Here is a 13,123-nt window from a genome sequence, read left to right as displayed (position 1 = left end):
TGTGATAGACCAGACTGCGCGAACCATAGGGTCCGCGTGCTTGAAGATAAGCTTCGAATGACTAAAATATTGAAGCGGAACTATATCATGGTTGTGTTTATAAGCAAGTAGCATTATTCCTGCAACTCTACCGAAGAGAGTACCGTAGCGGCTGAGGCTAACGCGTCAACTCTGGGGCATATCGAACAGCCGGCGGCAGGCTGCCGGTTGGATGGCAATTTCGGCGGCTACGGCTATTCCAGCAGTCTGCCACATGCACCGGGCAAAGCCAGCGCCGTCTTGCTCGTATGCTCTGAATTCACCCAGCCGCCAAGGTCTGTTTGCATGGCGACGAAGAGGGCGCGCGCCCGTCGTGCCGCCGCACCCGGCATATCGCCGGCGAGCGTTGCGCACTTGAAGGATATTTCGGCGACCCTGGGATCGGGCTGCTGCGCACCGAAGTACCAGAGAGTAAGAGAGAATTTTCCGACGATGCCGGCGCCGAGCTTCACGCGCGCACCCTTGAAGACAAGCTCGCGAATGGTTGGACCGCTGACCAGCTCAGTCAGGCGGGGACGCTGCAACCCAGAGGCTTCGATAAGCTCGAAGGATGTCGGAAACAGCTCTCTCAGTCCCTCAAGTGTTCGGTGGGTGTTCCAATCCGCTGTTTGGCTCGTCGACCGGGCAAAGCGGCTGCGAGTAGAGCGCCTTGTCGGCACTACGACTGACCGCTTGCCGGGTTCAGGATCATCCACCTCAAGCGGGGCAACGTCTTCCTCGAAGGTCGTGCTGAAGTCATCACGGCTGCCGGGCAATTCGGCCGCGGCGACCACGAACAGATCGGCCATGCGCAGCTTCAGGGTGATTTCCGGCCGGGCATCTGCATTGCCCTCTTGGTCGAAGGACAAGCGTTCACGGAGCACCAGATCGGCGCGAGTGAGCATGCGGTCCGGCGTATCCCAGAAACGGACGACGCGTTCTTTTGTCTCAGAGAAGCTCCGCTCGTGGCGCGGTTCGTCGCCGTTGCGTGAGCCTAACTGCGTCTCGATGAGCCGCTTCAAATGCTTTTCCCAGAAGGTGTCGGCCACTATCTCGGGCGACACCTCTTTGAACCGATCCGGGTTCAGGAGAAGCTTGTACTCACGCGCATCCAATTCATGTCGCATGATCCACGTCCTTTCGTCTGCGCCTCCGACTGAAGGGTACCGAGCAATCGGAGCTGTCACGTCGCGCTGTGCGCGTTGTCTCTTTTTCTCCTCAGGGCGCCCCGGCAATGCCGGAGGCGAGCTGGACAAGCAGATGCGTAACGATCGCGTCGCGCTTGGCGAGGCCTTTGGGACGGCCTTCACCATCCAGTGCCACGAGTGTTCTGCGCGCCAGCTCGTCCATTTTTGAGAGCGCGTTCGTAGCGTCGGCGGCAATCGCCTCACTGGTGAACCCCGGCAATTCAAGAAGCCTGCTCGCATCTGGGGCATTGAGCGCCTCGCGAAACTGCTCCTGCGTTCCGTAACCACCAATGTCAGTTCCGGATCGAAGCTCGACAGGGTCTGGAGGTAGAGAACAACGGCGGAAGGCACGTAGTAATTCGTCTACCGAGCTTCAGCACCAGAGCTATGGGCATGCCTGGCGTCAAGGCTCGCGTGAATCCCTCGATCGCCGATAGACCGCCCTATTCGATCGCCTGGGAGTCCTTGACTACGTCGGTCAGTGGCGACATTTTGACTTCTGCTTTCGCAGCTTCCCGGAACTTCAGCGCCGCGCCTCCGGGCGAAAACTCGCTGATCGCACCGGAGGTCACCCCCCAGACCCCCAGGGGAGCAACAGCAGGTCAATGAAAGTCTTGCTCTCGCCGATCTGGAAACGCTTTAGGATCAAAGCAAGCAGGATTGCGATCGGAACGCTGGCGATGGCATAAGCTATTGCCCTCACCGAGGCCCCCTCTGCCGTTGCTTAGAGGTTCAGCGGCGTGGTTACGCGGGAACGACTGCACTGCGCCAGATATACGCGCCCGGGTCCTTATCCTCGCCCCTGTCTCGGTGAGGGGCGCAACTTCCTATCGACATCTGCTCGTGTTTATTAAACCACTGCAATCAATAGTTTGCGTGTTATTCGTTCTTGTTAGCACTTTTGGCTTGCATTAGCAAATCGAAAATCATAATATACTAACGGAAAAATTGAGAGGGGCTCTTATACAGAAATACACGACAAGGATTTCGCGAGAAAATCTGCGTCGTCACTTTGCCATTGAACATTGTTAGGAGCAATTTATCTTTGAGTTTATTCTAACTCAGAGGTTATAGCCTTTTTTCTTGCTGGAATAACTGCAAGAATTCTGCTTCCTAATCGATCCACTCAACGTGTGACCGGTGATCGGGAGAAGTCGGAGTGGACACTTGGAGGTCGGCTTCGGCTGGGAGTTTCGAGTAATTAAACTAGCTAAAGTTGGAGCGCCGTTCGCTCCATGAGATGTGCTGCCGTCCAACTACATTTTTCATTACGTTTGCGCGAGGGCTGAGCAATGCCTGATAGCTCTGTGCATGAAGCTCTGAAGTTTGTTGATTCCGTTCAACTGCCCGAACGGTTCTCAGAACTAGAGCGGGCAGAGACCGTGCCGTTCGATTTCGATGCGGCGCGGAACCAAGCGGCGATTGTCGGATCGGAGATCGTCTCCTTTGTGCGGGGGGTGACGGAGGAGCGGCGACGCGATGTCGTCAATGCAACGTTGCTCGCCCAATTGGCCGCCGACAAACGGGTTGGTGACCCAACAGACCTCTTCGCGTGGTACGACGCATACTTCGATGTCCTGACCAATACCGGTTGGGTCGTCCAGACGAAGCAGTTTGTTGATCACGCTGAACACGGCCAGGATTTGCACGCTCATGAAGTGATACTCAGCGTTGCGACATCGCTCATGGGCCCCGGCACTGCCGCTTTGCAAGTGATCCAAACAACTCTTGATGCACTGGCGAAGATGGATCGAGATAGCCCCTGGATCACGCTATTCGATCGAGAGAGTCAACGTGCTAGCTCGGCTCGCTTCCAGGTTACGCTCGCGGAGCAAGGTGCCGACGATCAGTTTCTGGTGACGTTGATGGCTTTCGCCCTCGCGGCTCAAGCCAATCTTACACAAGTACTATTTTTTAAGTTTCGATCGAACGAAGTCAAATTGCGTCATTCGTCCGGAAGGCTGTCTGTGAATGAGACGGTGCTCGATGCAGTGCGAGAGCTGATCGAGAGCAAGCTCAGAGAACGTTCTTCTGCTTTTGTGCGTAGCTTGCCGGACCTTGATTAGACGCAGGGGTTCAGGGGTTCCTGACCTTTCGCTTAAGGAGGGCATGATGTCGATTGCTGCCGAAATTCAGAGGAAGATTGACTGCGCAGTCGCCGATGGCGACGAGGAAGCGCTCCAGCAACTCTTGCGCGATCTGTACGAGCCTGCGGAGGAGGCGGACAAGCCGTTCGACGCGGCAATCCAGCTCAAACCGGAGATCAAGCGCGAAATCGCCGAGCTCGCGCTGGAAAGCGATGCGGCCATGAACTGGGCCAACCGGATCGGCCGCGCGACCCGTTGGCTGGCATATCGGCGCAAGACCGCTGGCGGGTTCAATGGCGTTCGCATTGTTGAGGAGGGCGACAGCTGGTTCCAATATCCGCTGCTGCTCGATGACATCATCGACCAACTCGGCCGCGACGACGACAAGGCGATTTTCTCGCTCAGCGGAGCGGGCGACCTCCTCGGAGACATGGCCGCGAGACGCGAATACCTCGAGGCTCTCGGGCAAACGGGCGCCCAGGTGATGCTCCTTTCGGGTGGTGGCAACGACATGCTCGGGGGCGGACGCTTTGCGAGCTTCCTGTTGCCCTACTCAGATGGAAACAAAGCCAAGGACTTGCTTAACGTGCCGCTCCTCGAGGTCGAACTGCGCAGGGCGATAGAGGCCTATCGCCGGATTCTGACCGAGGTACGCCAGCGCTTCCCAGCGGTTCGCGTCTTTGGTCATGCCTATGACGTGCCGCATCCGCAGAACGGCGGTCGCTGGATCGGCGGACCTCTCGTCGAACGAGGAATTCCCCTCGAAATCGGGCGGTCTGTCATTGAGCTGGTGTTAGACCGGTTCGCGGGACAACTGCTTACATTGCAGGGGGAGTTCGCCAATTTTCGCTTCGTCGATCTGCGAGGTAAGGTGGATCGTGGTCGACCGAGCTGGTTCGATGAACTGCATCCCAAGAACCAGGGCTATGGCCGCGCGGCTCAGGCGTTTCGTGACGCGATCGGCGAGATGGCGTCTGAGGGCGTTTTCGAGTTCGCGACCAGAGCTCACGCTGGCGCCGCAATCCCCACGACTCGAATGACCCCCGGCGTGACCTTGCCGGACCTTGAGGCCGCGGGTCGCGTGATCGTGCTCGACCCCGGTCACGGTGGCGCGGCACCGCCGACGAAGGTCGGCGGGTCGAGTTGGAACAACGCCATCGGCCCAAACGGCACCCTGGAGAAGACGCTCACCTTCGATGTCGCGGGAAGAGCCAAGGTAATCCTTGAAAGCCACGGGCATCGGGTCTTTCTGACACGTAGCGGGGATGTAAATCCCTCTCTTGCAAATCGGGCGGCGGTGGCGCGGAATCGGGATGCCGCGGTCTTCGTTTCGATCCATTTCAACGCCTCAACGGGGCACAATGCCCAAGGCACCGAAACCTTCGTCCATCCGACTCACACGGCTGCCTCGCGTCGATTGTGCCTGGCGGTGCAGAAAGCGGTAGTGGCCGAGCTCGGGCTAAAGGATCGCAATGCCGGGCATCACGACGGCATCAAGGAGGGAGCGTTCGGCGTGATCAGCGGAGCTAGTCACTCCGCCAGTACAGCCGCGGTTCTGCACGAGGTCAGTTTCCTGGATCGGGCAGACGAGGAGCAGAGTCTGACTGCAGTGGCGTACCGGGACCGGATCGCCCGGGCGCTGGCCAGCGGGATCGAGACCTATCTCGGGGCGGGGGTGGAGAGCCTTGCTTTCGAAGCAGCGTCGGATGAGATCGGCGACGCAATCGAGTTAGGGGCTCTGGAGACCGGTCAAAGCGTTCCAGTGTATCTCGGTTTGGCCGAGGCCACGACCAGCGGTTGGATCGGCGGCCACGCTCTGCCCGTCGAGGCCGATGCAATGGGTCCAGGCAACGGTGCTGACCTTGACCTCGCCCGTCAAATTGCCGAGAGCCTGGCGCGGGATATGGGCCCAAGAGCCGATGGCGGCGAGAACGATCGCTACGAGTTCGCCGATGTCGATCCTCGTCCAGGGTTCAACGTGTCGGACATGGGCCGGAACGTCGAGGCAGACACCGCCGCACTCGGTGCCGTCTTCGCCGGAGTTGAGAGCGCGGGTTTTGACATGGTCCGATACGAGGCCTTCATTCGCGGCCTCGGACTCACCCACTTCGCTCCGGCGGAATTCCTCTTCCTGGGCAATGGTAATGCTCCCGGTGGCAGTTGCAGCCGTAAGAACGCGCTCCCGCCCGAAGATCTGTGGGGCAATATTGCCCAGACTGCGCGGATGCTCGATGAAATACGCAAGCGCCTGGGTACTCCGATCCGTATCCTGTCTGGCTATCGCAATTCGGCCTACAATGGCTGCATTGGCGGCGAGCGGAACAGCCTGCACATGCAGTTCAAGGCTGTGGACTGGCACTGCGATTCCGGCTCGGTCGACCGGTGGCACCAGGTCGCGCTGGAGGTAAGGCGGTCAAATCCGGAATTCGCCGGCGGCATAGGGCGCTATCCTTCCCGCGGCTTCATCCACGTCGACACACGGGGTTCGAACGCGGACTGGGCAGGCTAACGCTCAGTCGGCAGTCCACCGGCAGACCAGGAGATTCGGCTATGGACACTATTCTTCAGCGTGCTCGGTCACGGAAGCGACCCGAAGCCGACACCGTGCCATTCATTTCGGATTGGAGCGACCTGAGGCCCTTCGCAGATCTCCCGGCCAATGCCGGCGTTACAAACGCCACGCAGATGCTTGAAGGGTGGGCCGCCACCCGTCAGAAGGCGTTGGGTGATACGGAACTGGAAGCCGAAGTCGGGGACTGGAATACCGTTCCGGCGAGCCTTCTGGAGCTACTGTCGCGCTACAGGCGCGCGGTGGCGCGGATAGTTGTGCCCGGCGGCCAAATCGATTTTCAGGGTACTCGCAACGACAGCGGCTGGACGGGCACCGGGTTCCTCGTCGCGCCAAACCTACTGCTGACCAATCACCATGTCCTGAACAGTGTGGCCGTGGCTGGGGCGGCGACGGCGGAGTTCGACTACGAATGGCCAAGCGACAAGCTATTCGCCAACGTCGGGACCACCGAGCCGCCAACGGTGCGATTCGAGCTTTCGCCGACGCGTTTGTTCGTCACGAGCCCGGTGGTTGGAGGGGGGCTCGATTACACGTTTGTGTGGATTTCTGAGAAGGCGGCCGAGCAGTTCGGGACGATCCGCATGGAGCGGGGGTCGTTCATGATCAACCAGTATGAACCAACCTTCGTCATTCACCATCCAAGAGGACGCCTGAAAGAAGTTTCACTCGATGACACAGAGTTGCTTGCGGTGAACTCGCTCAACATTCTCTATGCCGCTGACACGGATTTCGGCTCGTCGGGCGCTTGCGTGCTCAACCGCAACGGCCGCTTGGTCGCTCTGCATCATGCGCGCCAGACCGGAGAGGCGCTGAAGGCGCACTATCCCGAAGTTGCGCAGCAGCTGGCTGACGGGCGACCCGTGAGTGTGGGCAACGAGGGTATCAAGATTTCTGCCATCGCGCTCGACCTTGAATCGAGAATGCGCCGCGGCGAGAAGGACGCCGAAAGTGCCGCCGAAATCCTCGAGCAAATCGAAGGATCGGACACGCTGACGGGAGTTTTCGGGGCTCTCGGGCGGCGAAGCACATCCCGGCAGGACGCCGACCGTGTACGCGAAATCTATCGTTCGTCGGAGCAGGACATCGACATCGGGTTCTGGAGCCTGCATTGGCTGCTCGGCGGATCAGGAATACCGGTCAAGGTCGAGGACGCGGTGACCGCGATGGCCGACCTTAACCAGGACCTCTGGTGCTTGACCGACGTTTCGCCGGTTGCGGTAGCCGAGATTGTGAAGGGCCTGGGCGAGCGCTTTGGTGAGAAGTTCGAGGCACAGTTCAGCGAGCCCGATGCGCAGTCGCGGCAACTCGCGACGGCGGTCATCTGGCGGCCGCAGACCGTGTCGTGTGTAAAGGCAGAATGGCCCCGCGCCATATCCGAGGCCTGGGCCCGCATCGTGCCGGACCTTGAGAATCGAGGGCCCGTCTTCCAACACCCGCCGGGGCTATTCCGAGTCGCGCCAGCAAAGGCCGCGGACGCACTGGTGAATGTGGTTCCTATAAATTTGGGGGCGATCCGTTCCGACGAGATGCGGCGGCGCCTAGCCTCGAAGCTGTTGGTGAGGGCCATCGACATGGCGATCGCCGAGCGGGGCAATGCCGGCGATTGGATCGTCGGTGGCGATTTCGAGCCGCCGTTAGCGCACGGGGATTCCGATGCGCTACGAACCCGGGACTACGAGCCGATGGCGGTATCGGACAAGCGGCGGGGCAGCGCGGTCAACTATTTGCGCTCGCCGACCTCGGGTATCCGAAGCGTCTTTGTCACCTCAGACGTAACTCTAGTCGACAATCAGCGGGACTTCTTCGAGGTCGTCCCTAGCCGCACCGTAGACAAGTTCATCCGCAAGCTCGCCGACAATCGGCCCGTAGTACTGAGGCTGTCGCTCGACGTGGTAGGAGAAAGGGCTTCGGAGCAGCGCTTAGACGAGATACTGGATGCCACATTGGGTTCGGGCAGCACCCTACGCCCGGCCCCCCAGCCGCAGACAGATGCACGGCGCGAAGCGCAACCTAGCAGGCTGTGGTTCGAAGGCCTGACTTGGCGAGGGCTGGACAAACTTGGCTTTCTCTCTACCAATCACTCTAACCTTACGATGCTCCTCGCCGAAGTCGCGGCGCGACAAGGGCGGCAATATTCCGACCTCTCACCGCTGACCGAGATCGACCTCTGGGTGATCACTTTCGCCGAGGCTGGACTGCGGACCAGCGGTGTGGACCCGGGCTTCCGTCACTCCAACGGGGAGATCGGCCTATATCCGCTGCCGGAAAACATCGCCTTCTGGATCGGGGCGGATGCCCCATCGTGGAACCGACCGATGTCGATCGAGAAAAACATCGAGAGCTATGCCCTCTACCTCGGCCAGATCCGGAACAAAGCTGTAGCAATGACCGGCGGCAGAAGCCTCTATCGCGATCTGTTTCGCGCTCCCGGGATCGCCGGCGCGCCCGAGGGGCAGGCACGTCTGCTTGCGGGGATCGTCCACGGGTATTTCGTCAGCAGGAACTATCGGAGCAGATCGGCGCCTATCGACAGGATTCTCCGGGGTTTTGCCTCCGGCGAACCGGTGGACAGGATTCTGGCGGGAACCGGATATGTCCATGACGGGACCACCATACTGGCCAACCGCCAGCGCAACATCGACACCGCCATCGCTGCATTTCGCTCGGCGGCATAGGAGAAGGGGATCGTCGGCTAATACGCCTCATTCTTTACGGGGGCAAATATGAGCTCCGCAGCGGTTTCTGAGGCAATGACGATGACGCGGTTTGGAGTGGTGACCCCTTCGGCGCAAAGCCGTTCTAACCTTTCGAGACGATCGGCCCCTCAGCCGACACCCGTCACCGGCAGCTTCGATGAATTCACTGCCGATGATGTCCAACGGGCCGATCGCGAAGAAGGTGACAGCAGACGATGCAGCGATCGACCGGTGGACGAGACTTTTCGGACCGCCAGCGCGAAAGCAGGGCGGCGATCATCGCAGGCTGTGCGATCCAGAATCAACGAGACGTGAGCGCCACCTGTCGTTGTCATGCGACCCGTGGTATAACAATCTTCGAATACTAAGGTCGAGTGCCGTGACGAAAACTCGAACATCAACGCCGAGCCCCACTGCCACCACCCGAGTTGACCCTAGCCAAGTGCCTCTTGTCGATATAGTCCGCGGGCTTACGACGGGCCAGGCGTGGAAGCTCGGGGGCACATTGGTCGCCATCGTCGTTGCGGCAGTTGCGGGGGGAAAGTGGATTGAGGGCTGGCAGCGGGAGAGAGCAATCTCTGCTGCCGTCAAGCCAAAGGACGAGAAAATCGCAGAATTGTCCGGCAGGATAGGGGAACTTGATGCCTCGATTATAGCGGGCAAAAACGAAATTGAGACGCTCGGTACCCGTCTCTCCGATGCGACGCGCTTCATTGCTTTTACCAACAAGTATATCACGTACCTTTCCTCGGGCGAAGATCCGGCACGCTCGATCTTCGCTGATCACGTATGCATGCTATACCGTGAGAGCCAGCAGGCCGAGGTAGGCGTCTCAATGAACACCTCAACTGTGGCCAGAACCTTTGAGAACATTCGCGCTCCTGGCTCAAGGGGCCTGTTGATTGCGGCAGGCCTTGATCCTGATTTGATTGATGAGTTGATCGAGCTTCAGACCAACGGTATCCAGCGCAGCCTGCCGAACATTTCAAGGATAGTGGGCTACGGGGTCGCGCCCTCTGTGGCACGAGTAACGCCTTTCAATGGACGGCCCGTGAATAATCCTACGGCTCAGAGAGTTGCTGCTGATGTGAGAAAGACGCTTTCCGGCCAGTCTGGTCAATAGTTAAGGTCGTCACCTTCCATGTCGAAGGGCGAGACTATTCCTACACCATGCCGCCTGAAATCGCGGGTCTAGTTCATAACAATCCGGATTGTAGATTACGCTAGGGTTCGCTCCACAACAGTTGTCGACTTTGTGTGCGGCGGCTGTCGCGGACGGTAGGAGCTGATCGTTCGTATCAAGTGTTCAAATCACAACGGTTCATCTCGCCACGGGGACCTTAGCTCTCTCCGCGCGAACTTCTGCTCTCCGCCGATCTTTTCCACCTGCTTCGGTGCACGCTAGGGGCCGGATCGGCGCGTTCCCTGCCTTTCTTCGGCGACCTTTAGGTCGATCTGTCACCTTCCTACCGCGTGCAGGTTGTCCAGCGGCCGCGGACTGGTGGTCGTCCCTCACAATGATGGTGTCGCGGAGCCGGGAGTGGCCTGCTCCATAGCATCACGGAGAAACGACCATGAAGCAGTATGCCGGCATCGACGTATCACTGGAATACTCGAGTGTGTGCGTGGTGGATGCGGATGGGTTAGGCCGCAGAATTGGGCGCAGCACTAAGGTGACTGCGCGCCCCTAGATTGGCCAGCCGGTCCTCAGCAGACCCCATAGAGCAGCGGCACAGCTCCGACTGCGGACAGAAGCAAGCACTCGGCGAGGGATTACGCTCACAAGGGATTGACGCAACGCCCGTTACAGAAGATCGCATAATGTATCGATGGGTACTGGGCGTGGCCTTGACCGTGACCGAGCCATAGAAGCCGGGCTGAAAGCCAACGCTCAAGAATCTCAAACTCCGAAACTTGCAGAATGACTGCAACGGAACTATATTGCAGTCAATGAAGGCGACTGCGAGGGTCTGACTATGGCTATCCTGACAGTACGAAATGTACCTGATGAAGTGCACCGGGCTTTACGCGTCCGAGCGGCGATTCACGGCCGTAGCACAGAGGCGGAAGTCCGCGAGATTCTGGAACGTGCGGTAAAGCCCGAACAGCGTGTTCGCATCGGCGATGCCTTGGCCGAGTTGAGCGGGCGGCTTGGNACAGAGGCGGAAGTCCGCGAGATTCTGGAACGTGCGGTAAAGCCCGAACAGCGTGTTCGCATCGGCGATGCCTTGGCCGAGTTGAGCGGGCGGCTTGGATTGACCAATGATGATTTCGAAGTGTTCGACCAGATGCGAGAGAAAGCGCCGGCGGAGCCAATGAGGTTTGAATGATCGTCCTGGACACGAATGTCGTCTCNGTCGTCCGTGAGCTCGACGTCGACGCGGCGGCTTGGATTGACCAATGATGATTTCGAAGTGTTCGACCAGATGCGAGAGAAAGCGCCGGCGGAGCCAATGAGGTTTGAATGATCGTCCTGGACACGAATGTCGTCTCGGAGGCGATGAGGCCGGCCCCGGATTTGGCTCTACGCAATTGGTTGAATGACCAGGTAGCCGAAACCTTGTATCTGTCCAGTGTAACGCTGGCGGAGCTACTGTTTGGCATCGCTGCGCTACCGGAGGGCCGGCGCAAAAAGGCGTTGGCCGACACGCTTGATGGCCTGCTCGAACTGTTCGACGATCGCGTGTTGTCATTCGACACTGCGGCCGCTCGGCACTATGCGGACCTTGCGGCAACCGCGCGAGCAGGGGGGAAGGGATTCCCGACACCTGATGGATATATTGCGGCTATTGCAGCCTCCAAGGGATTTACAATCGCGACACGCGATACGAGTCCCTTTGAGGCGGCAGGAGTCCCCGTCGTCAATCCTTGGAACCACCTATAGACTCCCCATGGGGCGGGTCTCGGGTTCAAATGGGTTCAAGGCGAGGGCTAGGAGACATCCGGACTGGGCGGCATGTCAGCCGGCTTCCCATCGTGTCAATCGGGTGGAGAGTTCGCGTTAATGCCCTTGATCTGAACGCCCCGGAAACATCAGGAGCGGATACTTGGCCAGTGCGACCCGAGCGTCTCAATTGGGGCCAAAAGCCGTCGGTCGGCTTCCGGGCTCCGATTTTCGAAAGCAGACCTTGAGCATGGCGGGCGCGTGATCTGACGCGAAGTGGGACGTTCGGTCGCCCTTGGCCGAACGCACGCGCCGACGACCCCCTTCGTAAGTCCGAAATCCTTGGTTTCAGTCCCATCATTTCAGCTATAAGGTGCGAGACATCGCCCAAAGGGGATTCCAGGCCAATGCCCCCAGAGAAGAAGGACCGTTCGCCCGTTGCGCTGGAACAGCGCGACATAAGCGCCGACCAGCGCATGTTCTCGCCTTCCGTTGCGCGAAATTCGGCGCCGATCCTCGCGGTCCTAAAACGTGTCCTTCCAACACGTGGCGCCGTGCTGGAGATTGGATGCGGGACCGGCGAGCACGCCGTGTGTTTTGCGGGAGCAATGCCCAACCTCACCTGGCAGCCGAGCGATCCGGATGCCGACGCCCGCACCAGCACGTCTAGCTGGATCAAATTCGCAGGGCTGAAGAATGTGCTGGCACCGCGGGATATTGATGTGTGCTCAGGACAATGGGGCGTCGAACAAACGGGGCATTTTGACGCCATCGTGTCGATCAATATGATCCATATCGCGCCATGGGCGGCAAGCTTAGGACTGTTCGCAGGAGCTGGCCGTTTGCTTCACGCTGGTGGGCTTCTTCTTCTCTACGGCCCATTCATGCGCGACGGGGCACACAACGCCCCCTCGAACGCTGCTTTCGACGCGGCTCTAAAGGAGCGCAACCCATCCTGGGGTGTGCGTGATATCGCTGATCTTGAACAAGTGGGTGAGGCCGCTGGACTTAATCTCCGCGAGACGATCGATATGCCTACCAACAATATGTTGCTGGTCTTCTCCAGCGGTAGTGCCTGAACGACAATCGGGCGCGAAAGAGACGTGGGCCTATAGCAGCATTAGGGCCCATAGCTGCTTCTGCCAAGAGCCACGGTCCCGCTCGCCGCGAGGCCGCACATTTTCAGATCTCTGTATGCTCCGCCAATTCCAGCGCATCCTCGATCTTGGTGTGTCCGAGTAGGATCTGGATTGCGCGAAGATTGCCCGTCGCCTTGTAGATCATCGCGGCTTTCGTACGTCGAAGCGCCTTAAACGCGTCCGACCAGAAACGTCGCAAATGTCGAGGAGAACCCTCAAGGCGATCGGGCACTGCCTCGATCATGTGGATCGTTCTAGGGCTAGCTATAGGCGTAGACATAGATCCTCACAGTCAGAGAAATCGGATGTCTGCCATACCTCGCTACGCGTTAAGCCTGCCAGATGGGGTCTGCTTGTCGCTTACGTCGAAGCGAGTATGTTCGGTAGTCCTCGCGCCTTAGACCGATGCGGTCACCCACTCGTCGACGAGCCGGGCATATTGGCGAGTGCTGAGATGATCGGCGTGATCGACCCGAGCGCGCGATTATTGACCGCGTCCGACCCTATCACGGCCATTCGCACTCTCTGACGCCATGCCGG

At 59.2% G+C, this 13,123-nt stretch carries 9 protein-coding genes and 3 pseudogenes; 8 read left to right on the top strand and 4 right to left on the bottom strand.

Going from position 1 to position 13,123, the window contains the following annotated elements; genetic code table 11:
• Window positions 1-233 precede the first annotated feature (233 nt).
• Both ASD52_RS28200 and ASD52_RS40420 read right to left on the bottom strand, forming a co-directional pair.
• Complete coding sequence (locus tag ASD52_RS28200; protein WP_244497529.1) at window positions 234-1,133, bottom strand: hypothetical protein; 900 nt, start codon at window positions 1,131-1,133, stop codon at window positions 234-236.
• 103 nt (window positions 1,134-1,236) lie between these two features.
• Window positions 1,237-1,425 (bottom strand): hypothetical protein, encoded by a 189-nt coding sequence (locus ASD52_RS40420; protein WP_244497528.1) that lies wholly within the window; start codon window positions 1,423-1,425, stop codon window positions 1,237-1,239.
• A gap of 1,072 nt (window positions 1,426-2,497) precedes the next feature.
• Between ASD52_RS40420 and ASD52_RS28195 the strand changes: the two genes are divergently transcribed.
• The 8 genes and pseudogenes from ASD52_RS28195 (at window position 2,498) to ASD52_RS28165 (ending at window position 12,523) form a co-directional block, all read left to right on the top strand.
• The gene (locus ASD52_RS28195; RefSeq protein ID WP_057226285.1) at window positions 2,498-3,271 is read left to right on the top strand and encodes a hypothetical protein; all 774 of its coding nucleotides are present in this window, start codon (window positions 2,498-2,500) and stop codon (window positions 3,269-3,271) included.
• A gap of 46 nt (window positions 3,272-3,317) precedes the next feature.
• Complete coding sequence (locus ASD52_RS28190) at window positions 3,318-5,801, top strand: N-acetylmuramoyl-L-alanine amidase (RefSeq protein ID WP_057226283.1); 2,484 nt, start codon at window positions 3,318-3,320, stop codon at window positions 5,799-5,801.
• Window positions 5,802-5,842: 41 nt separating this feature from the next.
• Window positions 5,843-8,539, top strand: coding sequence for a serine protease (locus tag ASD52_RS28185; RefSeq protein WP_057226281.1), 2,697 nt, complete (start codon window positions 5,843-5,845; stop codon window positions 8,537-8,539).
• A gap of 526 nt (window positions 8,540-9,065) precedes the next feature.
• Complete coding sequence (locus ASD52_RS28180; protein ID WP_156613053.1) at window positions 9,066-9,683, top strand: hypothetical protein; 618 nt, start codon at window positions 9,066-9,068, stop codon at window positions 9,681-9,683.
• Window positions 9,684-10,536: 853 nt separating this feature from the next.
• A pseudogene (locus ASD52_RS40415) lies at window positions 10,537-10,715 on the top strand (plasmid stabilization protein); the annotation flags it as partial.
• Window position 10,716: 1 nt separating this feature from the next.
• Window positions 10,717-10,890: plasmid stabilization protein (locus ASD52_RS40410; RefSeq protein ID WP_244497535.1), on the top strand; the 174-nt coding region annotated here is incomplete at its 5' end.
• A gap of 134 nt (window positions 10,891-11,024) precedes the next feature.
• Complete coding sequence (locus tag ASD52_RS28170; protein ID WP_057226274.1) at window positions 11,025-11,444, top strand: type II toxin-antitoxin system VapC family toxin; 420 nt, start codon at window positions 11,025-11,027, stop codon at window positions 11,442-11,444.
• Window positions 11,445-11,851: 407 nt separating this feature from the next.
• Window positions 11,852-12,523, top strand: coding sequence for a DUF938 domain-containing protein (locus ASD52_RS28165; RefSeq protein ID WP_057226272.1), 672 nt, complete (start codon window positions 11,852-11,854; stop codon window positions 12,521-12,523).
• A gap of 103 nt (window positions 12,524-12,626) precedes the next feature.
• Here ASD52_RS28165 and ASD52_RS38900 read toward each other — a convergent pair.
• Together ASD52_RS38900 and ASD52_RS40405 are read right to left on the bottom strand one after the other, a co-directional pair.
• Window positions 12,627-12,752, bottom strand: a pseudogene (locus tag ASD52_RS38900) (integrase); the annotation flags it as partial.
• Between the two features lie 181 nt (window positions 12,753-12,933).
• Window positions 12,934-13,061 (bottom strand): annotated as a pseudogene (locus tag ASD52_RS40405) (integrase); the annotation flags it as partial.
• Window positions 13,062-13,123 lie beyond the last annotated feature (62 nt).

Origin of the sequence: Ensifer sp. Root142 (assembly GCF_001426785.1) — a bacterium.
GTDB lineage: Bacteria > Pseudomonadota > Alphaproteobacteria > Rhizobiales > Rhizobiaceae > Ensifer > Ensifer canadensis.
Note: the sequence above shows the minus strand (reverse complement) of the source record. Positions and strands in the feature narration are given on the sequence as shown.